Consider the following 23027-nt stretch of genomic DNA (forward strand, 5'->3'; position numbering starts at 1 on the left):
ACAGGTTGGTCATGCTGTCACGCGCGGCTCGCGCGTCGCCGCGAACCCAGCCATTGCAAGGCGAGCAGCGAGATTACCGATATTGAGATCAGCAACGTCGAAATCGCAGTGATAGTGGGATCGAGCTGATCACGGATATCTTCGAACATGAGGCGCGTGAGCGTCGCATTGTCGCCACCAGAGACGAACAGCGCGACCACGACTTCGTCGAACGATGTCATGAACGCGAAGAAAGCGCCCGCGTAAATCGACAGCTTGATCTGCGGCAATGTCACTGTGCAGAATGCCTTGAGCCGTGAAGCGCCGAGACTACGTGCTACTAGTTCCTGATTCGCGTCGTAAGTTTCCAGCCCGCTGTTCACGGAAATGATGACGAACGGCAGCGCAAGCATGCAATGCGCGATCACGAGCCCCGTTATCGTGTTGTTCAGACCGGCGCGCGCGTACACGAAAAATGTGCCAATCGCGACAAGGATGAGTGGAACCATCATCGGCAGCATCAGAAAGGTCCGCAGCACGCGCGTCCATCTGCTTTCAATAGCGCGCAACGCATACGCCGCTGCCGTCCCCAGAATGAGCGCGAACACGGTGCTGGAAAACGCCACGCGCAGAGAAACGACGGTTGCGGTGCGCCACTCGGCCGACTCAAAATAGGCGTGATACCAGCGTAGGCCCCACACTCGCGGTGGAAATTCCAGATAGCTCGCATTTGAGAACGACATCGGAACGACGATCGCGCACGGCACGATCAGGAACAGCATCACCAGCGCACAGAATACGTACAGCCAAAGGCGTTGTCCGTGGGTAATTTGAGTATCCGTTGCATAACCGAACATGTCACTTTCCTCCGTACATGCGCTCGAGTCCGAAGATCCGACCGAGTGCTGCCAGAACAATCATCGTCAGAATCACGAGAACAACGCCTAGCGCGCTCGCTGCCCCGGGGTTACCCGACATCGCGACATCGGTCTGAATCTGCATGGACAGCATGTTGATGCGTCCGCCGCCTAGCAGCGCCGGCGTCACATAGAAGCCCAGAGCCAGCACGAATACGAGCACGACCCCAGCTGAAAGGCCCGGCAAGGTCATCGGGAAATACGCCTGCCAGAACGCCTGAACCGGATTTGCGCCGCAATTGGCCGCAGCGCGCATATATACCGGATCGATCGCCTTCATCGCGCTGTAGAGCGGAAGCACGAGACAAGGCAGCATCACATGCGTCATGCCGATGGCAGTGCCGGTAAAGTTGTTCACGAGTTGCAAGGGCTGATCGATCAGATGTGCGTTGACAAGCCAGGTGTTCACAAGCCCGTTGCGTTGCAAAAGAACCATCCACGCATAAGTGCGTACGAGCGTCGAAGTCCAGAAGGGCAAAACCACGAACACCATGCACGCGGACGCCACACGCGATGGAAGTTGCGACAGCATGTACGCGAGCGGGTAGCCAAGCAGCAATGCCAGCACGGTGACGAGCGCGGACATCTGAAAGGTCGAGATGAACGCGTTCCGATATACCGGCGTTGCGAGCCGCGCATAATTCTCGAATGAAAGCGCCCCGCTCAGATTGAACATCGACTGCCAGGCTAGCCACGCGATGGGCGCGATCAGGACAACAAGGACCAGCACGAGCGCGGGCGCCATCAGCGCACCAAGCCGTAGTTGCTCGAACACGAGACCGCGTGCGAGTGCGGACTGATTCTGCGGCAGCACCGACTGCATCGCGGCGTCGGGCATTTGGACGGATACGTGTCTCATCATTAGTCTCGCACCACCACGCTGTCTTCGGCGCGCACACCGACCGTAATGTGGTCGCCCTCCGCAAGCACAGGACCGTGTGCATCATCCCCGCCGGTGCCTCGCCGAATCATGATTTCGTGACCTTGCGGAAGGTCCACATAGAAGAGATTGGAATCGCCCTGATACACGCGCTGGCGGACGACGCCGGGCAGGCAGTTGAGCGTGTCGATGGGTTCTTTGAGCAGGATCGCGCGATCCGGGCGCAGAGCGAGCCACGGCTTGCCGGCGCCGTCGGGCACTGTGCCCGTTGTGCGAAAACGGTTACCGAACGCGGTGAATTCGCCGCGCGCTTCTTCGAGTGGAACGAAGGCCGTCTCACCAATGAAGTCCGCCACGAACTTGCTCGATGGCCGCTCATAAATGGTTTCGGGGGTGTCGAACTGCGCAAGCCGTCCCTTATTGATGATTGCAATGCGATCAGACATGGTGAGCGCCTCGGTCTGATCGTGCGTCACGTAAATGGTGGTCATACCAAGCCGATCATGCAGGCGACGGATCTCAATCTGCATGTGCTCGCGTAATTGCTTGTCGAGCGCCGAGAGCGGCTCATCCATCAGCATGATAGATGGCTCGAACACGATAGCCCGCGCAAGCGCCACACGCTGCCGCTGACCGCCGGACAGATGCGCGATGTTGCGTTCGCCGAGCTCGTCAAGGCGAACAACAGAAAGCGCTTGACGCACTTTGTCCGCAATCTCCTCGCGCGGCACCTTGCGCAGGCGCAGCGGATACGCAACGTTCTGCGCAACCGTCATATGCGGAAAGAGGGCGTAGTTCTGGAACACCATGCCAATACCACGCTTATGCGGCGGCGCAAGCAGCAGCTCGCTGCCGTTCACCTTGACGCTTCCCGAAGTTGCTCGCACAAAGCCGGCGAGCACCATGAGCAGCGTGGTCTTGCCTGAGCCCGACGGACCGAGCAACGTCACGAATTCACCCGGATTGATATCGAGTGACACGTCCTGCAGAGCAGTAAAACTCTCGTAGTTCTTGCAGACGTTTCTGATCGAAACCTGTGATGCCATTTCTGTTCTCCTCCTTGATCCCTCGGGCCCGCGCTCCGCGCTCACTGATTGATGAGCGCGCGCAGGCTCTCGTTGCCCTTCTGGAGATTCTGATCCATGCCCCACCATGCGCCATTCATCAGCACCTGCTGACTGCGGTTCTGCGGCGACGAATTTGCCTTCGCGAGCACGTCGGGCGAAAACTTGCGCACATCAAAGGCCTTGCTGTTCACCGGCCCGTAAAACGGCATCACCTCGGGAATATTGGCCTGGATTTGGGGCGTTACCACATCCGCGATCAGCTTGCGCGCTGCCTGCGCGTGTTTCGCGCCCTTCGGGATCGCGAGACACGCATAGGCGAGCAGACCCTGATTGAACGTAAAATTGACCGGCGCACCCGACTGGAGCACCGGCGCGATGCGGCTTCCCCAGATGGCTTCCATGTCCACTTCACCGTCGCGCAGCAGTTGCGCCGATTGCGCGCCTGTCGTCCACCATGCGCTCACGCTCGGCTTGATACGTTCGAGCGCTTTGAGCGCACGCTTCTGATCGAGCGGATAGAGCTTATCCGGGCTCACGCCGTCGGCGAGCAGAGCGACTTCCATCGTCTCCTGCGGCTGAAGTGCTAGCGAACGCTTGCCGGGAAACTTCTTTACGTCCCAGAAATCGGCCCAGGTCTTTGGCGGATTGTCCTTGTACTTATCCGTGCGATACGCGAGGACTACCGAGTAGTAGTTGCTTGCGATCCAGTCCTCGGCATGCGCTTCGGCGGGAATGCCGTTAGTGTTGATCAGCTTGTAGTCAAGCTTCTCGAAGAGATTCTGTGCGCTGCCGGTCGCGCACTCCTCCGCGCCCAGTTGCACGATGTCCCACGCGGGGCTGCCCGACGCGACCTGCACGCGTACCGTCGCAAGCCCGTCGTGACTTTCGGTGCGAAGATCAAGGTTCTCCTTGTCGGCGGCTGGCTTGATCAGTGCCTTGACGATGTTCTTCTGATAGTCGCCACCGTACCCGGCGAAGGTGACGGTTTCCGCGCCAGCCTGTGCCGCATGGAATCCACAGAGTGCGAGCGCTGCTGCAGTGAGACTTGCGCGCGGCGCGATGCTGAACTTGCTCATGACTTCTCCTGTAACCCGCTTGACGATTGATTCTCTTCTCGCGCCGCACACGGCGCATCCGCTTGTACTCAGGCTGTCTTCAGCGCCTTCGCGAGCGCGACGTCGAGCCGCTCGAACAGCAAGTCGATCTCAGCCTCGGTAATGATGACCGGCGGAGCGATGCATACAGAATCGCCGAGCGGACGCACGTTGAGTTGCGCCTCCACAGCAAACTGCGCGACGCTTGCAGCCATCTTGCGATCAGCGGGGAATGGCTGGCGCGTCTTCTTGTCCGCGACGACTTCGAGGGCGCCCATCAGGCCGAGGCCGCGTGCTTCGCCGACCAGTGGATGCTCTGCGCGCTCATGGAGCTTGCTCTGGAAGTACTCGCCCACCCGCCTGGCGTGACCAATGACATCACGCTCGCGATAGATGTTGAACACCTCGTTGGCAACCGCGGCACACACCGGGTGCCCGCCGTACGTATAGCCGTGCCCGAAAAGCCCGATCTTCGCTGTCTGCTCCTTGAGCACGCCATAAACCTTTTCGTTGATCATCAGCGCGGAGATCGGCAGATACGCGGACGACAATCCCTTGGCGCTCACCAGCATGTCGGGCTGCAGCCCGTATTCCTCCGATCCCCACCAGTGTCCGGTACGGCCCATGCCGCAGATGACTTCGTCGACGATGAAGAGAATTTCGTATTTGCGCAGCAGCGCCTGCACGCCTTCGAAATATCCCTGCGGTGCCACTACTACGCCACCAGTGCCCATCACCGGTTCGGCGAAGAAAGCGCCGACCGTCTCAGGCCCTTCGCGCAGAATCGTCTCTTCGAGTTCGGCGATTAGCCGCGCGGTGAATTGCGCTTCGGTTTCGCCCGGCACTGACGTGCGATAGAAGTGCGGGCAGCTTACGTGCACGACGCCCTGGATCGGCAGATTGAAGTCGCGATGAATGTGCGGCAGGCCGGTCAAGCTGCCCGTTGCCACAGACGTACCGTGATATGAACGCTGCCGGCTAATGATCTTGCGCTTCTCGGGCTTGTCGACGCCGTGATGGTAGTACCACACGAGCTTCATCGCGGTGTCGTTCGCTTCCGAACCGGAGCTCTGGAACAGCACTTTCGACATCGGCGCTGGCGCATGACGGATAAGATTTTCGGCGAGCTCGATGGCAGGCTCGGTCGCTTTGTTAGCGAAGTTCTGGTAGTACGGCAAACGTGCGAACTGACGCGCGGCGGCCTCGGCCAGACGTGGCTCGCTGAAGCCCAGATTCGTACACCACAGACCTGACATACCTTCGAGATATTCCTTGCCAGTGCTGTCGGTGACGAACACACCCCGTCCCTGCGAGATCACCATCGGACCCGCGCTTTCGTGCGCTCCAAAATTGGTGTGCGGGTGGATTTGATAGGCGATATCCCGCTCGCGCAATGATGTTTGATCCATGATTTTCTGCCTTATTTCAAGAGGGTTTTCCGTTGCCACCGCGTTTCTCAGGACTCCGCTCAGGCACCGTCGTTAGAATCAAGAGTAAGTGACAATGTCACGTATGTCAAACAGCCAGAGATAGTTTTTTACTAGGGCTTTACCCGTACTGACCGCCACAGATGGCTGGCTGACAAGGCCGGCCGCATCGGGTCCCAATTTAATTTGCTTGATTTTCACAACAAATATTTGAAAGGCCTTCGTCGAGAAGGACTGGGCCGCAATCGGGGGCCGTGCGAGGCAGCGAAAGCAGGCTCATGCAGGCGCACGGGCATCGAATGTTCGGATGAACAAGATGCCAGCCGCGAAGACACCGTCGGGCGGTATAACAGGCTGAGATCGCAAGGCTTCCCGATGGCCCCGACCGGGTGCGTCTCTGGCTTTTTAGTCTTGTGTGCTGCGCTCCGGTAATGAGCCAGAGCGCGCAGGGCGCAATCAGATGTCGAGTTGCGACACGTACTTCAGATTGAGGTAGGCATCGATGGCCTCCGCTCCGCCTTCGCTGCCGTAGCCACTGTCCTTGACGCCGCCGAACGGCACCTCGGGGAACGCAATGGCGATCTGATTGATCGTAAGCATGCCCGTTTCGACTTCCGCGGCGATGCGATGGGCCTGTTTCGCTGAGCGCGTGTATGCGAATGCGCACAGGCCGTACGGAAGGCGGTTGGCTTCGTCGATCATCTCGTCGAGCGAATCGAAGGCGTTAACGACGGCGACTGGCCCAAACGGCTCTTCGGTCATGATGCGCGCGTGATGCGGCACTTCGCAGATGACGGTCGGCTCGAAGAAATAGCCGCGCTCGCCAATTCGCTTCCCGCCCATGTGCACCGTGCCACCGCATGTTTGCGCATCGTCCACCAGGGTTTGCATTGCACGTAGCCGGCGTGCGTTCGCAAGCGGCCCCATCGTGACGCCGTCTGCAAGGCCGTCGCCGACGCGCACTTTTGACATCGCCGCAACGAGTTTCTCGACGAATGGCTTGAAGACACCGCGCGCAACCAGAAATCGCGTGGGTGATGTGCAAACCTGCCCTGCGTTGCGCAGTTTGAAAGCACCTAGTTGCGCGGCGGCCGTGTCGATGTCGGCGTCTTCGCAGACGAGCACTGGGCCGTGGCCGCCAAGTTCCATCGTCGCCTTCTTCATGTGACGGCCCGCCAGCTCCGCGAGATGCTTGCCCACCGGGGTTGAGCCCGTGAACGAAATCTTGCGGATTGCCGGGTGCGGCACGAGGTATTCAGAGATTTCGGCCGGTACGCCATAGACAAGGTTGATAACGCCGCGCGGTACGCCCGCATCGGCGAATGCGCGTATCAGTGCGGCAGGCGCGGCGGGCGTTTCCTCCGGGGCCTTCACGATGATCGAACAGCCCGCTGCCAGCGCCGCCGACAGTTTGCGTACGGCCTGATTGATCGGAAAGTTCCAGGGCGAGAATGCGGCAACCGGGCCGACCGGTTCCTTTATCACCAGTTGATATGAACCCGGAATGCGCGACGGCACCATGCGACCATATGCACGTCGCCCTTCGTCAGCGAACCAGTCGATCAGGTCGGCGGCGGACATTACCTCGCCCTTCGCTTCCGCGAGCGGCTTTCCCTGTTCGATCGTCATCAGGCGTGCGATGTTTTCTGATCGTTCGCGCAGCAGACTCGCCGCCCGGCGCAAGATGTTCGCGCGGTCATACGCGTTCACGCGCTTCCACGTGTCGAAGCCTGCTTGCGCAGCCGAGACGGCCGCCTCGAGATCGGCGACTTCAGCGTGCGCCACCGTGCCGATCACTTCTTCCGTTGCGGGATTAACGACATCGATCGTGCGCGCCTGTGCGCCCGCTTTCCATTCGCCATCGATAAAGAGCTGGACATCTGCGTACATGGACTACTTCTCCTGTTTATTGCGCGGTCAGGGAGACCGCGAAGACTGCGCTTGCTGTAGCAACAACGTCGTCATCGGAATTGCGCGCTTCCGCTTCGCAGAATGCGAGCGTGCGACCACATCGGCGCACTTGCGCGTGCACTGCGATGCGTCCACGCGCCGGCTTCAGATAGTTGACAGTCAGGCTTGCCGTGCCGAGGTTGTCAACACGGCCGTCGCTGCGCGTGGCGAGACCCATCGATGTATCGAGCAGCGTCGCAAGCAGGCCTCCGTGCGCGTTGCCGTGCCGGTTCGAGTGCCTCGTCTGGACGTCACACGCGAGCGTCGCCCATCCATCACCGTGATCGATCAGCTCGAAACCTTGCTCGATGCAAAACTCTGATTCGATGACGAGCGTGCTCATGTGGCGCTCGCCGCGACAGCCTGATTCGTGAGCATCGGATTGAGTCCAGTCCGCGCTACGCGGCTCGCAAGCGTTCGTCCGAGTGTTTCCTCGCACGCAATCGATGCGTCCATCATCGCGGCGAGGTCGATTCCTGTATCGACGCCCATCGTTTCCAGCACATTGACGAAGTCTTCGGTGCACACGTTGCCGGTCACTCCACCCCCGTATTTCACCTTTGCCGGATGTCCGCCGACGCCGCCGAACGCGACATCGAAATGACGCACGCCCGCGTCGAGCGCGGCCAGATAGTTGACGATCCCCGTGCCGCGCGTGTCGTGAAAATGCGCGATGGCCTCGACCTCAGGAAAGGCACGCAGCATCGCGCGAAAGAGACGCTGGGTGGACGCTTGCGTCGCCACACCGATGGTGTCGCCAAGCGTGACGTGGCGCACGCCGAGCGCGCTAAAGCGTTCGACATCTGCGAGCACACTGGCCTCGTCGATCGCGCCCTCAAACGGACAACCAAACGCGACCGAAATCGTGCCGATCAGGCGAAACCGGCCTTCTGCGGCTTTGACCATTGCTTCGATGCGTGCCCATTGTTCCGCGCGTGATGATTTGAGATTGCGCGTGGAATGCGCTTCGCTTGCAGATACGAGGAGGCTGATCTCATTCGCGCCGATACCGGCCTCGAGATCGGCAAGCGCGCGCTCGACCGCGCGCACATTCGCACAGGTGGCCTTGTAAAACACGTCGTCGACGCGCGGAAGCGTTCTCAGTACATCCGTTGCATCAGCAAATTGCGGTACGACCGACGGATTCGAGTACGACGTGGCTTCAACCCGCGCGAAGCCGGCGCGCGCGAAACGGTCTATGAGCGAGACCTTTTTTTCGGTCGGAATGAAATCGGTCTCGTGCTGCAATCCGTCGCGCGCGAAGCATTCGCAGAGGGTCAGGTTGGACATGGCTGGCGTAATTCCAAAATGGTTGACTGTCGAACACATCAAATCACCTATGTGATTCACTGTCAACTAACTTCCATCTTTTACTGAACCTCATCTCGCCACCCGCGCTTTCCGCCAATCTCAAGATTCGCGGGGTTTTATGCGATGCATCGATGTCAACGGAGCGTTTCAAGGAGATCAAATCACAGGGTTAACACTGAGGCAATCGACGAGAATTACGTGCTTTTATCAAATAAATTTAGTTGACTTCATCACGCATCAGTTCTAATCTTTCGCTCATGCGCCGCTCAAACGCGGCATCCTTCATCGCGCTCTGGATCGACTACCCATGACTTCAACTGACACCCTCATCATCGAAGACCGTGCTTCAGTGCGCGTGCTCACGATGAATCGCCCCGATAAGCGTAATGCGCTCAACAACGCTCTTACCCAAGGACTGGTCGACGCGTTGCACGCCGCCGATCGCAACCCCGGCGTTAAAGCCATCGTGCTCACGGGGGCGGGAAAAGCGTTCTGCGCTGGCGCTGACATCAACGAGTTTGGCGGCTTCGTCAATAACGGCGATGCCGCGAACGCGGCGCAAGCGGCGCTCGAACGCGCACATCTCACGACCAATCTGCACCGCCTGTTCTCGCAGATCGAAACACCAGTGATAGCCGCGGCGCATGGCTATGCGATGGGTGGCGGCGCAGGGCTGGCGCTGGCCTGCGACATGCTGGTGGCGGGCGAGAGCCTTCAACTGGGCTATCCGGAACTCAAGCACGGCATCGTCGCCGCCATCGTCATGGCAAATCTGGTGCGACAAGTGGGGCGCAAAACGGCGTTCGAGCTCGTGTCGCTCGGCGAAGCGGTGGAGGCATCACGCGCTCTGTCCCTTGGACTGGCGAATCGCGTCGTATCGGACGAAAGGGTGGTGGATACCGCCGTTGCCATCGCGGAACGGCTTGCGACCTTCGATGGACCGGCAATGGCCGCGACCAAGCGGTTGTTCCATCGCGTCGCAGACCTTCCTTTGCAACAGGCGCTTGATGTATCGCTCGATACCAACATGATGATGCGCAGCTTCCGTCAGGAGCGGACGAACGACAAATGAACGACTCCCCGGTATCAACCATGAAGCCACTTGCCAACGTCACGGTCATAGAACTGGCACGGGTTCTTGCATGCCCCTTCGCCGACATGATCCTTGCCGAACTGGGCGCGAACGTCATCAAGATCGAGCAGCCCGGCACGGGCGACGAGACGCGCACCTTCGAACCACCAGTCGGAGACGAATCCGCATACTTTTTCGCGTGCAATCGCGGCAAGCAATCGGTGACGGCCAATCTGAAAACTGACGCGGGACGGCGGATCGTCCGCGAACTCGCAGCGGGTGCGGATATCGTCATCGAAAACTTTCCGGTGGGCACGCTCAAGCGCTACGGGCTCGACCACGAAGCCTTACGCGCGGAAAATGAACGGCTCATCTACGTCTCATGCACGGGCTTCGGCCAGACTGGTCCGTATGCGGCACGAAAAGGCTACGACACCGTGTTTCAGGCTATGGGTGGCCTGATGAGTCTGACGGGTGAACGCGGCGGCGGCCCCGTCAAGCCGGGCTTGCCAATTGCAGATCTGACTTCGGGCCTGTGGATCGCCATCGGTTTGCTGTCAGTACTCAATGGCCGTTCGTTGACCGGCAAGGGCTGCCACATAGACTTTTCGATGCTCGACGGCCAGGTGAGTTTGCTCACGCTTGCCGCGGGGCGGTATTTCGCACTGGGTGAAGTGTCGCCGCGCCTGGGTACCGAACATCCCGGCCGCGTGCCTTCCGCAACCTTCGCATGCAGCGACGGCGCATTCGTGCACATCACATGCAGCGATCAACACTGGCTGCCGCTGTGCAAGCTGCTCAAGCTCGAGTCGCTCGCAGCCGATCCCATCCTCGTGACGAATGCAGGACGCGTCGAGCATCGCGGACGCGTGATGAGCGCGCTTGCAAGCGCGATTTCCGGCTGGTCGCGCGCGGCGCTATGCGCGGCGTGCGACGCTGTGGGTGTACCAGCTGGCCCAATCAACGATGTCGCCGAGGTATTTGCAGATCCGCACGTGCAGGCGCGCGGCATGGTTGGCTCATTCGAGCATCCAACGGTCGGCACCTTCGGCGCGCTGCCGCTACCGTTCAAATTCGACGGGTTCGCCGATCCACAGATCTTGCGCCCTCCGTTGCTCGGTGAACATACAGACCAGGTGCTGAGCGAGCGGCTCGGCTACGACAGTCAACATATCGCTGCGCTGCGTCGCGACGGCGCGATCTGATACCCATCAAGACGTCGGAACACATATTGGAAGAGACAACGATGACAGATATTGAAACGCTAATCGTCGAGCGGCGCGAGCACGTCGCCGAAATCGTCCTGAACCGGCCCGAGCAGCGCAATGCGCTCAACGCAGCAATGTGCGATGCCTTGCGCGCCGCAGCTGTCGTTTTGCGCGATGACGATTCAGTTCATTGCATCATCGTGCGAGCGAACGGTCCGGTATTCTGCGCAGGCGCGGATTTGAAGGAGCGCAAAGGCATGTCAGTCGACGATGTCCGCGCGCGGCGGCTGAAGGCATTTGCCGCCTATGACGCACTCGAAAAGATCGGCAAGCCGTGTATCGCGCTCGTTGAAGGTGCGGCGGTTGGTTCGGGCGGCGAGATTGCAATGGCGTGCGACTTCATTGTCGCGACCGACAATGCAAACTTCCGGACGCCGGAAGCACTGTGGGGCACCGTTGGGGCGACGCAGCGCTTGCCGCGCATCGTCGGCAAGCGGCTCGCCAAGGACATGGCCTACACAGGACGCACGCTGTCTGCAAAGGAAGCGCAACAGGTTGGGCTCGTGTCGCGCATCGTCGATGCCAACGACGCGTTGAGCGCCGTGCGCCAGATGGCGAGCGAGATTGCTTCCGCTCCGACGCTCGCGATGCGCCTGACACGCGATTGCATCGATCGCGGTGTAGAGACTGATCCGGCAGGCGCGCTCGCAATCGAGATGCTCGCGATCGACACGCTCCTGCAAACGTCGGACTGGAAGCAATCCATTTCGACGTTCGGCCAGGGTAGCAACACCAGCGCTCAATCCAGGGAAAATGACCATGCATGACGCCAATGTGGACTACCTCGAATACGCGCGGCAGTTCGGCCTTCCTGGTCTGGTCACGCTACCCGCGATTCTTGCGCAACGCGCGAATGACACCCCAAACGCGGAAGCGCTCGTCATCGACGATGTGCGCATCGACTACAGTACGCTCCACGAACGCGTGCAAAGCACCGCCGCGCGTATGATCGCGGCGGGTGTGCAGCACGGCGAGCATGTCGGCATATTGATGGGCAACTCGGTCGACTGGGTCGTACTGTTTTATGCGGCAGCGTCCATCGGCGCGGTGACGGTACCGGTCAATACACGCTTCAAGCTCGACGAGTTGAACTATTGCCTCAAGCAAGGCGACGTACGCGTCCTCTTCTACGTTGACAGGTTCTTGAATATCGACTACACGCAATTGCTGCGCAAGGTCGAACCCGCGTTCGATGCGAAGCTCCCCGGCGGCATACTGCCGATCCTGCGTCGCGCTATTCTGGTTGGCGATACAGATCGCCCAATTCCCGCAGGTGTCGAGCGCTTCGAGACCTTGCATGACACGGACGAGTTGCGCGCCCAAGCCGCGGATCGTGCGCAACGCGTGAGCCCAGACGACATTTTGCTGATCCAGTACACGTCAGGCACGACATCGTTTCCCAAAGGGGTGCTACTGCGCCATCGAAACATGCTGATGAACGCAGCAGCGTCCGCGATGCGCATCGGCGTACGCAGCGACGACCGCTATTTCAGCGTGCGGCCGTTCTTCCATGTCGCGGGTACGACCATGTCGCTGCTCGTCGCGCTGGTCACAGGCGCGTGCCTGCTGTCCGTGCCGTCATTCGATGTATCGAATGTGCTCACGATTCTCGACGTTGAGCGCTGCACGCTGACAAGCGGCAACGACACCATCTTTTTGATGATCATGGGGCACCCTGAATTCAAGCGTGAACGCATTCATTTGCGCGGCGGCTGGGCGGCGGCTGGTCCGGAGATCATGCAAAAGATCCACGATGTGATGGGCGTGAAATACATGGTTGGCGCATACGGCCAATCAGAGGCCTCGCCGAATGTGGTGCTTAATGATTGGCGTGATCCGCTCGAGATTCGCGTCGCTGGCTGGGCATCGCCTCATCCGGGAATCGATATACGAACCGTATCGACGGAAACGGGCGAAGTACAACCCGTCAATGCGCCTGGAGAAATTCAGGTGCGCGGCTGGAGCGTGATGAAGGGTTACTACAGCAAACCCGAGGAAACTGCGAAAGCATTCAGCGAAGACGGCTGGCTGCGCACGGGCGACCTCGGTGTCATTGATGCCGACGGCCGCATGCGCATGCTCGGGCGCCTGAAGGATGTGTTCCGCGTCGGCGGTGAGAATGTCGCTCCGGCCGAAGTCGAGGAGACGTTGTTTTCGCATCCCGCTGTGCAACTTGCGCAAGTCGTCGGCGTACCCGACGCACGTCTGGGTGAAGTAGCGGCGGCCTTCGTCGTGCTGCGCCCAGGCACCCATGCGACAAGCGAAGATCTCATCGCATGGTGCAAGAGCCGGTGCGCGAACTTCAAGGTGCCGCGCTATTTGCAACTGGTGACATCGTTTGACGACATTGGCATGACTGGGAGCTCGAAGGTCCAGAAGAACAAATTGCGCGACTACGCTATTCGCGAATTTGGACTCGCCTGACTACACGCGGCGCCGGTGTTGACGAACGGCGCTGTGCAACGATTTTGTCGTGCCCTCGTCCAGGTTTGAACGCGTCCAATCAAAGGAAATCACAATGATCGCCACCCGACTCACCCGGATGCTGAACATCCGCTATCCGATAATCCAGGCGGGCATGAGTTGGGCGTCATCGAACGCGGCACTGCCCGCCGCCGTCAGCAACGCGGGCGGCCTTGGCGTGATAGCGGCAGGCCCGATGTATCTCGACGCCTTCCGCGATGCTGTGCGCGAACTCAAGGCGGCGACCAACGGTCGCGCGTTCGGCGTAAATATTCCACTCTACCGACCACAAGCGGAACTGTTTCTCGATGTGATCGAGGAAGAACGCGTACCAGTGGTGTTCGCTTCGCAAGGCGGCCCGAAGGCGCATCTCGAGCGCTTTCAAAGCATCGGTACACGCTGGATTCACGTCACTTCCACGCTCGAGCATGCGCGCAAGGCGGCAGCAGCGGGTGTCGATGCGCTCGTCGTCGTGGGCGCCGAAGCAGGCGGCCACCCACCCGCAAACGGCGTCAGCACACTGATCGCAGTGCGACGGGCCGTGCAGGAGTTTTCCCTGCCGATCGTCGCGGGCGGCGGTGTCGCGGACGGCTTCGGCGTGGCGGCCTTGCTCGCGCTGGGTGCGGACGCCGTGCAACTAGGAACGCGATTTATCGCGACGCGCGAATCGGGCGTGCACGAGAACTACAAGCAAGCCGTGCTCGACACTGACATAGACGGTACAGTGCTCGTCGGTGTCCGCAAACTGCCGGTGCGGATGACGAAGAACGCCTTCGCGCAGGATGTATTGCATGCGGATAAGCACGAGCCCGATGATTCGGCATATGACGCACTTTTCGCGAGCAGCACACTGCGTCAGGCTGCCCTTGACGGCGATATTGAACGCGGCAAGGTCGAAATTGGCCAATCGGCGGGATTGATTCGCGATCTTCCGGGTGCGGCCGAGGTCGTCGAGCGGATCGTCGAAGAGTATCGGGAGGCCGTCAGCCGACTGGTCGGCTGATCGATCAGAAGCACGCTCGGATGGTCCATCCGAGCCCGATATTTTTCGCCGTTAGTGGTGTATTCTCATTGATCGACCTGGATCATGCGCAACGCGCCGTGACGCTTTTCAGTTTGATCTACACGCCTGTATCAAACGAGGATGTCGGTATTAAATGTATGCGGAGCTCGTGGTGCAAAATACGCTACGACCGGCACCAAACGCCATCGCATGCAACAGTAGCCCTAATGCAGCTTCCGCCCGTAGCACGGGCTAACCTTCTCTTAACCTTCACCGGCCAGACTGAAATCACGGGACGCGGGTCGGATCCAGCGTGCCTCGCCACCGGACGAATCCTCTCCGATTAGCCGCGACTCGGCGGGAGTTTGGTGAGCCCATCGCATGACTCCCGCATCCCGATGTTCATCCAAGGTAGTCATGAACCACCTTACCGAGTCCCGCCGTCATATCAGAAAGTGATCGACCGAGATTCCTCGCTCCGCCATCATCTCCTCCAGGTGCCGAAGGCTCAGCGGACACGCTACATACCATCGAACGCACGTCAGGATCACGTCGAGCGGAGTGCAAGCGCTTGAGCATCCGCGCCAAGGCTGGATTCAGCGTCGTCATCAAGTATCCAATCGTTCGTATCCTCAGGGCGCATGATACCCGTTTACTGCGACAAAGCCGACATATGGCCTCTCGGAGGATTGACTTTCTCCAAGTCCGCCGACGCGCAACTCGGCATACGACTTCTTCCTCACTCGCGCGCCGCCTCGTCAAAAAGTCAGGCTAGAACGTGTGGGAGATTCCGACTGAGGCACCCGTAGTTGTCCCTGTGGCGGCGTGCAAGGTAGTTGGTCCCTGGCTAATCGAAAGACCCAGATCCTGCGCACCGTGGTTGTTGACCATGCCGAATTGGGCGTAAACGGACGTGCGCTTCGAGACGAAGTAGTACGCGCCGATCGCCCCTAACAACGAATGGCTGCCGGACACTGCGCGGTTGTCGACATACCAGACGCCGGCATTCAAGTCGATATTCGGGCGGAGCATGTAGTCGGCACCGCCGCCGTACACGTCGTTGTTAGCCCCGCCGCCAACCTTGATCTTTTCATACGAACCCTTCACGATCAACGAGCCGATCGTGTACGTTGCGCCAATCAACTTGCCTTCGAATCCCACGGTCGTGGGCGGCGTAGTCGACACGTTGCCACCAGGGTTGCCATTGTAATAGGCTGCATTGATGGCGAGCCCGCTCAAGGTGTAGCTCAGACTGGCGGAGTATTGACGGCCGGACTGAAAATTGCCTGCCACGCCGCCCAATGCGTACATTGCGCTACCTTGAAACCCGGCGAGTTTCGGGCTTGTATACGATATGGCATTGGGGTTGAAAATACTGGTTGCACCAGCGGCATTGGCGAGAATTAGGATGGAACTGCCAAAGTTTGACAGGTGTCGCGGGTCCTGTGCAATCAACGACATGAAATACGGAGATTGCTGCAAGCCGGCGCGGACTTCGCCAAAGCCGCCTTTCATTCCGACCCATGCGTTGCGGCCGAAAAGGTTGCCGTTCGAGTTGTTATAGCCGCCATTGGCAGTGTCGATACCGCTTTCAAGCTTGAACTCGGCCGAGAGCCCACCGCCAAGGTCGTCAGATCCAGTCATTCCGAATAGTGACGGAAGATTGCCACTATCATTAAAACTGACCAACTTTCCACTGTTTCCGCTGGTTTTGTTCAAATAAATTAAACCAGAGTCGACAATGCCATACAGCGAAACGCTACTCTGCGCGTGCGCTCCGGCAGAAAAAATAAACCCAGCGGAGACGGCGATTGCTGGCCTGACAACATACAACCTTTTCATAAAGATCTCCTGCCCTTATAAATATATTTATAAAAATAGTAGTACTAATTTTCTCGATTCAATTTTCGCTTGGCGAGAATCACCACAGAAACATCTCGATGCTCGACGCGTTGTGACGCGCGCTGACTGGCTTGGCTACCTCAAGCGGATCAACCGCCTTTCCGTGGCACCCCGCGATGAACACTACCGTGAAATGATTCCAGGCTTGAGCGAGAACTCAGCCCCGGTCTACATTAGGCTTAGACGACCTCTACTCGCCGAGCCTCAATCTCTCCGCGGCGACCAGGACACGTTTCTTTGAGGAATAGGCCCACAAGCGCGCTTAATATGGAGACAACGCCGACGATGAGCATCGGATAGGTCAAACCAAACTTGTCAGCAAGACCGCCTGCCACAACTGGCATCAACACCCCACCGACGAGTTCACTTACTGCCGTCGGAACGCCAACTGCCGAGCCGGTCAACCGCGGCGGAACAGACTCACACGGGATCACAGCGAGAAACAGGGGTGCAATGCCAAATCCGACAAAGCCGGCTGCGAAGAGATTTGCGAACTTTGCAATCGGTGCCGCCTCAGCCACGACGAAGGCAAGCATCAAGACACCATACAGTGCTGCCGACAGAACGAGCACAATCCGGCGGCCGACGCGATCTGAAATTGCGGGCACGATGATCATGCCGAGGAAGCCACCGAAACCCCAGCCGGAGATGATCAAGCCGACGACGCTAAGTGGAAGGCCGGCAACCTTCGTCAGGTAGAGAGCGACAAACGTGGAGAAAACGAACAGTCCGGTCTGGAACAGCGAGCCGATCAGCGTCGTTAGCCATACGTTCCGGAACTTCAGCACTGCAATTGCGCTGCCTTTATCGTTCAGCTGGTTAGCTTGTACCGATCGAGGCGGGGTGTTGCGCATTATCTTCGCGAGAATCATCGTTAGAATAATTCCCGGAATTCCCAACACGAAAAAGACCGCCTCCCACCTCATGTGAAGAATCAGCTGAGTAGCGATGATTGGACCCAAGCCAATTCCAAGTAGCGGGAAGAATGATTGGTGAATACCCAGATTCAGTCCCCGCTTTCGTGGCGTGGAAATTTCATCGATCTTTGCAACACTGGTACTAAAGACACCACCTTCTCCGATCCCAAGAAGTCCGCGCACAGCCAACATGCTGTAGAAAGATTTTGCGACGCCAGTAAAGGAAGTCATCAGTGAGAAGAAGGCGGCAGATCCAATGAGAATCTTCTTCCGACCGAATCGATCGGAAAGACTGCCCAGCACCCACGTCGATATCGCCCACGTCAACGCAAGGACTGATGCAATGGCGCCCGCCTGAGTATTATTCAGTCCAAGCTCAGGCATCAGCACCGGGAAGAGATAGACGATAACGAGCCTATCCAACCCGACGATGCCGAATAAAACAGCCAGAAGAACCACAATTGACCACTCGTATCCAGCGTCTTTTTCTGGTTTCATTTCGTATTCCTATATATTAATCGATCCAGCATCTACGGTCTCTTTCCAGAGACCAGCTACCTTTACATGAGATTAGAGATCGTTCGCGGGTGGATCGACCGAGTGAATTACCTCACCGTCAATCGATTCGATGTTACTTGACCATCTTGCTGCCGATAGGTCACCAATCTCCGCCTCATGGCTTCTGTCGCGTAACTCGTGCATTGGTGCGCGGCGACGTCTGTCAAGCACAAGTCGGACGACGTCGGGTCGTGCGTAGTGTCCTGCCGGATCAAACACTGCTTTCGAGAGCGACTGGAGCGACAAATCGATTTCGGCGAAGAGGATGCCCTCACCGTCGGGCGGCAACTTCTCGAAGAGTTCTGCACCGTCGGGGCCATAACCTACGGTATGCCCCCCGCCCGCTTTCAGCAAATTTCGCCGCTCGGGGGTATCGCAAAGAAGGTCAACCATTTGTTGACTTACAACTGCCGAGGGTGCGAGGACAAAGCAGCCGCCTTCTACAGCGTAGGTCCGTGTCACTGCGTTGTTGACCTGGTAACTCAAGGCGCTCGCAAAATCGTAAAGTGAAAAGCTGGGCCATGCCGCGACATGTATCTGTTCATCTTGAGCAAACATCGCGGCTTTTGTTAGTGGCTGTACATGCTCAGCGCAGCACAAGGCACCGATCCGACCCAAGGGTGAATCAACAACGGTTAGCCCTTCCCCAGATCCGTCTCCAAAAACGGTTCTTTCCAGATGAGTAGGCTTTAGCTTGCGGCGCTGAAGAAGCGTCTCGCCATCCGGCCCGATTAACCATTGAGAGATATACAGGGATCGCCCAGCGCGCTCTGACAAACCCATGACGACAGTGATCGAGTGCGCGCGAGCGGCCTCCCGGAGCTGTTCAGCCTCTGGACTGTCAAAGCTGAGTGAATTGTCAAAATATCGCTGAACGTACCCCTCTTGCATGTACCACGCGGGAGTACCAAGCCATACGTAGAAGGGGTAACCGGGCAACCAAACCTCAGGGAATGCGATGAGGCTTGCACCTTTGTTCGCCGCTTCCTCGATGAGTCGGATCGACTTTTCGATACCAGCCTGAAGATCCAGGAAGGCGGGCGCCGCCTGAACAACGGCGGCCTTAAAGCGTGGGTGTTTAAGTGTCATGTCTCTGCTCCAATCGGCTCTCGCCTACTTCAAACGCGTTTCACGGAAAGTGTCGGGCCGCAATATTCGCGTTGCTTGATTGAAGCTGAACCCGAACTTGACTGCGACTGCCCCTGGAGTTGAGCCTATAACCACATACCAGTGTCACAGCCGACGCAGCACCGGCGTCGGCAGCACACGTTCGCCGGGCGTGCGCGCACGTATTCCCAGTGGGATTCGAAGGATAGGGTCGATGCCTGGTCGGACGACCGCATCTGAGCCGAACTGCATGCACGCGTCGGTACCGCCGACGGCTGGCAGATTACGGATGGCAAGATCTCCCAGGAGATCGTCGTCGGAACGTTTTCGGGTGAGAAAGCGCGCCGAGACTTACGTCAGACAAGAACAGCGATCCGACGTCAGATGGCCACGCATCCAAGGCTATGAACGCGCGCACCTACGCCACTTAGTCGCCGGTATTCTCTAGCGGAAACCCCAGTATGGCGCCGGAACGCGCGACTGAAGTGCGAGGGGTCATTGAATCCCCATGTCATCGCGATTTCGGTGATGGACAAATGTGCGTAGGCCGGTTGACGCAACCACGCGGCACAACCGTCCAGCCGACCGGTAATGATCCGCTCGCTCATCGACTCGTGCTCGTGAGAGAACAAACGATACAGATAGCGACTCGACAACCCGAGTGCGGCGGCCACTCGATCAGGATTCAGCTCCGGGTCGCGCAAATGCTCATCGATGAAACGACGCGCCCGAAGCATGTGCATCGTCTTCAGGTTGGTGTCCGCGGTCGGCATCCGGTTGAAAAAGTCGGCCAAGGCCACGGCCACAAGGTGTGCCGTCACCCCCGCCAAACCGGCGCGGGCCTCCCCGCACGTCGGCTCGAGTAACAGCTCACGATGAACCGTTGCCACGTGCTCTGTGGCGATGCGCCGAATGCCGCCCCCACCGGGGATACGGACCGCAGTATGTTGACGGCTCAACGGCGCTAGCCCCGTCAGCAACTGACGAGGAAATCGAACGGTATAGTGTTCCCCGGAGAAATGCCATTCGAAGTCGCGCGAAGCATCGAACAACACCATATCGCCGGGATAAACGACTGCGATACGGCCATCCTGTTCGATGGCAGATCGGTTACGTGACTGGATCGAGACGAGCAGATAGTCGTCCTCGATCGACGACATCGCCCTGCGGCGATACTTCGCGACATGATCGACAGCCGCAATCCTCGAGACGTGCAACCCGCCGTTTTCGACAGCGAGCATCTCTCCCTCGAATGCCCCGTCGGACGTCATCGAATACACCATCGGCACGCAGCTTTCCTCAACCTGATGCGCCCAAGCCTGCAGGCGATCGGCGAGAGTGGCAGCGGATTCGGGGGCTGGTTGTTTAATGAGAGACTCCGCTGAGGTGGCGAATCGCAAGCGATGCATCACAGAATCCTCCGCCGGATTGTCTCCGTCAAGTCCATCATCTGCCGGCCGCCATGAAGGGCCGTTCAGCCACGAAGTCACGCGTCAACGCCGAAATTGCCGGACACCCGATCAGCGCCAGCGTGCGATCGATGTCGCGCCGGATCATCGCCAGCACATCCGCAACCCCGGCCTCGCCGTTGGCGGCCAGACCGTAGAGCGTCGCCCGTCCCAACATCACCGCATTCGCGCCCAGGGCGATCGCCTTCACCACGTCGGCGCCGGTGCGCACACCGCTGTCGACAATGAGGTCCGATGCAGGAACGGCGTCTCGCACAGCGGCAATGACGTTTGCGGGCACGGGGAGCCCCGCGTGCTGACGTGCACCGTGATTGGACAGGATGACGCCATCGGCTCCTGCATCAATGCAGCGTGTAGCATCCGCGATGGTGAGAATGCCCTTGACCAGCAACTTGCCCGGCCATGCATCGCGCAAACGCTTCAGATCGTCCCAATCGAATCCTGCGTCCATCTCCCGGCGCAATACCGCCGCTTGTGCCGCCGTATCCGAGGTTGTGTCGGTCGCGAAATTGCGCAGTTGCGGCATGCCGTTCGTGAGGTACGACCAGAGCCACTTCGGATGCGTGAGGCCGTCGTAGGCGGCACGAACACTCGTCCTGAACGGCATGGCAAACCCGTTGCGCAAATCCCGTTTGCGAAATCCGTTGACGGCGACATCCGTCGTCAAGATCAACGTCGAATATTCGGCCGCCCATGCGCGCTCGACGAAGCTTTTCGCAAGGTTCTTGTGAACAACGTAGAGCTGAAACCACAGGTCGCCCTGTACTTCCCGCGCCACTTCCTCGATCGACATGTTCGACGCGGTCGACAACGCAAAGGGTATTCCGGCCGTGGCAGCCGCCTTGGCCAAGGCCAGATCGCCCTTCGGCCAAAACGCGCCATTGAGACCGGTCGGCGCAATTACTAGGGGGGTCGGCAGCGATTTGCCGAGCAGCCGCGTCCGTTGTTCCCGCGCGCTGACGTCCACCAGTCTGCGCGGGCAAAACTCCCAGCGGTGAAACGCCGCCCGATTGTGGTCCAGTCCAGACTCGTCGTCGGCGGCCCCCTCCAGATAGTCGAACACCATGGCCGGAAGGCGCTTTTTTGCCTTGGCCCGATAGTCATCGATGTCGAACACGCCCTTCATTTTCGTCGTCATTCGGTGTTTGTGTCTTTCAAGCTCTCTTGACCGGAGGAATGTGCCGTCGAACCACCATCAAGCAAACGAATACAAGCAACATCGCGGTAGTCAACATCGTCAGATAGAGCGATGCGCCGCCCGCGGTAATCACAAATGCACCCGCAAACGCACTCAGGATCGCGCCAAGCCGGCCGAAAGCCAGCGCCGTCGCCGTGCCCGTTGCACGCACCTGCGTTGGGTAGACGTAGGCACATAGCGCGTACATCGTCGACTGCACCGCGTTGACGAACAGTCCGTGCAGGCCGATGCCGAAAATCAGCACCGACGTATGCCCCGTGAAGCCAAGGGCTCGCACGGCCAGCGCGCTGCCGGCAGCCGCCAGACAGCAGATCAGCAATGGCCAGCGCGATCCGAAACGGGCAATGGCGATGGCACACCCGAGTGCGCCGAAAACACCGCCCAAGTTATAGGCGGTCAGCCCCGAACTTGCGACGCCCGGGGCAAGCCCCTCGCCTGCGAGCATCGTGGGCAGCCAACTGAATGCACTATAGACGGCCAGCAGGTTCATGAAGAATGCCAACCAGATCGCCAGCGTGTCCCGCGCCTGACCTGGGACGAAAAGCGCGCCAATACCGGCACGGCTCTCAGCTTTTTGCTCAATCGCATCGGTGAACGTCGAGTCTGTGCTCACGGCACGCGACATGCGGTGGAGCAACCCGCCAAGCTCGGGCCACCGCGCTGGATGGCGCGCCAGATAGCGCGGCGACTCTGGCAATGCGAAGTAGAACAGCGCAGACATCACCACCGGCAATGCGCCACCGAAAAGAAACAGGCCGCGCCATCCGTACATCGGCATCACAATGTTCGCGAATAATCCGGCGAGCATGCCGCCCAAGGGCACGCACAGGATTGTTGCAGTGACCGCTACGGTTCGGCGACGCGCCGGCGTGAATTCTGCCGTCATCGTGGTAGAACTCGGGAGCGCACCACCAATGCCCAGACCCGCGATGAAGCGCAGCGCGGCAAGGGAGATGACGCCCTGCGACAGCGCCACAGAGCTGGTGGCGACGCCGAACACCATGACACTGCCGATCACCGCCCAGCGTCGTCCGAACCGATCGGCAAAAAGCCCGGCACACGCACTGCCGATGCCCATACCAACGAGCCCCGCCGCCACCGCCGGCGCAAAAGCGTTTCGTGTGATGCCCCACTCCTTGATCAGACTGGGAATGGCAAAACCGATCAGTTGACCGTCGAACCCGTCCATCACGATGGACAATGCTGCCAGGAATACGACGATCTTCTGAAACGTCGAGAACGGCCCTTCGTCCAGCACGTTGCCGATGTCCACCGCCGTGGGAAGTTGGTGCGCTCGATCGTTCATTGCGCACCCCACGAAGCGAAAGAGAGGGTAGACCTACGCACGGGGAACGCTCCCCGTTCTCGAAAGCACATCGACATGCGGTGGGTGATATTCAAGCTTGTCTCCTTGATGGCAACCGTTTGGCGCGATGGCCGGCCGA

General features: G+C 59.2%; 19 protein-coding genes and 1 pseudogene. 5 read left to right on the top strand and 15 right to left on the bottom strand.

Annotated elements, in window-relative coordinates:
• Positions 1-17: 17 nt before the first annotated feature.
• The 8 genes from L0U84_RS09040 to L0U84_RS09075 all read right to left on the bottom strand — a co-directional run bounded on the left by L0U84_RS09040 (position 18) and on the right by L0U84_RS09075 (position 8604).
• Complete coding sequence (locus L0U84_RS09040; protein WP_233849342.1) at positions 18-836, bottom strand: ABC transporter permease; 819 nt, start codon at positions 834-836, stop codon at positions 18-20.
• 1 nt (position 837) lies between these two features.
• Complete coding sequence (locus L0U84_RS09045; protein WP_233849343.1) at positions 838-1755, bottom strand: ABC transporter permease; 918 nt, start codon at positions 1753-1755, stop codon at positions 838-840.
• 2 nt (positions 1756-1757) lie between these two features.
• Positions 1758-2822: an ABC transporter ATP-binding protein gene (locus tag L0U84_RS09050; protein WP_233849344.1), complete on the bottom strand. Its 1065-nt coding sequence runs from the start codon at positions 2820-2822 to the stop codon at positions 1758-1760.
• A 41-nt stretch (positions 2823-2863) separates the two neighbouring features.
• Positions 2864-3919: an ABC transporter substrate-binding protein gene (locus L0U84_RS09055; protein ID WP_233849345.1), complete on the bottom strand. Its 1056-nt coding sequence runs from the start codon at positions 3917-3919 to the stop codon at positions 2864-2866.
• Between the two features lie 68 nt (positions 3920-3987).
• Positions 3988-5346: an aminotransferase gene (locus L0U84_RS09060; protein WP_233849346.1), complete on the bottom strand. Its 1359-nt coding sequence runs from the start codon at positions 5344-5346 to the stop codon at positions 3988-3990.
• Between the two features lie 474 nt (positions 5347-5820).
• Positions 5821-7254 (bottom strand): NAD-dependent succinate-semialdehyde dehydrogenase, encoded by a 1434-nt coding sequence (locus L0U84_RS09065; protein ID WP_233849347.1) that lies wholly within the window; start codon positions 7252-7254, stop codon positions 5821-5823.
• A gap of 16 nt (positions 7255-7270) precedes the next feature.
• The gene (locus tag L0U84_RS09070; RefSeq protein ID WP_233849349.1) at positions 7271-7657 is read right to left on the bottom strand and encodes a PaaI family thioesterase; all 387 of its coding nucleotides are present in this window, start codon (positions 7655-7657) and stop codon (positions 7271-7273) included.
• Entirely contained in the window at positions 7654-8604 is a 951-nt protein-coding gene (locus tag L0U84_RS09075; protein WP_233849351.1) for a hydroxymethylglutaryl-CoA lyase, read from the bottom strand. Before L0U84_RS09075 ends, L0U84_RS09070 begins: the two co-directional genes overlap by 4 nt.
• Positions 8605-8932: 328 nt before the next feature.
• Here L0U84_RS09075 and L0U84_RS09080 point away from each other — a divergent pair, with 328 nt between their 5' ends.
• Genes L0U84_RS09080 through L0U84_RS09100 form a run of 5 tightly spaced genes read left to right on the top strand, consistent with a single transcriptional unit; the run spans position 8933 to position 14431 of the window.
• Positions 8933-9697 (top strand): enoyl-CoA hydratase/isomerase family protein, encoded by a 765-nt coding sequence (locus tag L0U84_RS09080; protein ID WP_233849353.1) that lies wholly within the window; start codon positions 8933-8935, stop codon positions 9695-9697.
• 20 nt (positions 9698-9717) lie between these two features.
• Complete coding sequence (locus L0U84_RS09085) at positions 9718-10902, top strand: CaiB/BaiF CoA transferase family protein (protein WP_233849355.1); 1185 nt, start codon at positions 9718-9720, stop codon at positions 10900-10902.
• Between the two features lie 41 nt (positions 10903-10943).
• Positions 10944-11732: an enoyl-CoA hydratase/isomerase family protein gene (locus L0U84_RS09090; protein WP_233849357.1), complete on the top strand. Its 789-nt coding sequence runs from the start codon at positions 10944-10946 to the stop codon at positions 11730-11732.
• Positions 11725-13389, top strand: a complete 1665-nt coding sequence (locus L0U84_RS09095) for an AMP-binding protein (protein ID WP_233849358.1) — start codon at positions 11725-11727, stop codon at positions 13387-13389. Before L0U84_RS09090 ends, L0U84_RS09095 begins: the two co-directional genes overlap by 8 nt.
• Positions 13390-13438: 49 nt before the next feature.
• The gene (locus tag L0U84_RS09100) at positions 13439-14431 is read left to right on the top strand and encodes an NAD(P)H-dependent flavin oxidoreductase (protein ID WP_326491163.1); all 993 of its coding nucleotides are present in this window, start codon (positions 13439-13441) and stop codon (positions 14429-14431) included.
• A gap of 455 nt (positions 14432-14886) precedes the next feature.
• Here L0U84_RS09100 and L0U84_RS09105 read toward each other — a convergent pair.
• The 7 genes and pseudogenes from L0U84_RS09105 to L0U84_RS09135 form a co-directional block, all read right to left on the bottom strand.
• Positions 14887-15040 (bottom strand): annotated as a pseudogene (locus tag L0U84_RS09105) (IS6 family transposase); the annotation flags it as partial.
• Between the two features lie 162 nt (positions 15041-15202).
• Entirely contained in the window at positions 15203-16273 is a 1071-nt protein-coding gene (locus tag L0U84_RS09110) for a porin (protein ID WP_233849360.1), read from the bottom strand.
• A gap of 239 nt (positions 16274-16512) precedes the next feature.
• Positions 16513-17748 carry an MFS transporter gene (locus tag L0U84_RS09115; RefSeq protein ID WP_233849361.1) on the bottom strand — a complete coding sequence of 412 codons (1236 nt, stop codon included), beginning with the start codon at positions 17746-17748 and terminating at the stop codon, positions 16513-16515.
• Between the two features lie 72 nt (positions 17749-17820).
• The gene (locus tag L0U84_RS09120; protein ID WP_233849362.1) at positions 17821-18897 is read right to left on the bottom strand and encodes a carbon-nitrogen hydrolase family protein; all 1077 of its coding nucleotides are present in this window, start codon (positions 18895-18897) and stop codon (positions 17821-17823) included.
• A gap of 398 nt (positions 18898-19295) precedes the next feature.
• Positions 19296-20324: a helix-turn-helix domain-containing protein gene (locus tag L0U84_RS09125; RefSeq protein WP_233849363.1), complete on the bottom strand. Its 1029-nt coding sequence runs from the start codon at positions 20322-20324 to the stop codon at positions 19296-19298.
• 37 nt (positions 20325-20361) lie between these two features.
• On the bottom strand, positions 20362-21522 hold the full coding sequence (locus tag L0U84_RS09130) for an alpha-hydroxy-acid oxidizing protein (protein WP_233849364.1): 1161 nt from the start codon (positions 21520-21522) through the stop codon (positions 20362-20364).
• Between the two features lie 16 nt (positions 21523-21538).
• Positions 21539-22888, bottom strand: coding sequence for an MFS transporter (locus L0U84_RS09135; RefSeq protein WP_233849365.1), 1350 nt, complete (start codon positions 22886-22888; stop codon positions 21539-21541).
• Positions 22889-23027 lie beyond the last annotated feature (139 nt).

Source organism: Paraburkholderia sp. HD33-4 (genome assembly GCF_021390635.1).
Classification (GTDB): domain Bacteria; phylum Pseudomonadota; class Gammaproteobacteria; order Burkholderiales; family Burkholderiaceae; genus Paraburkholderia.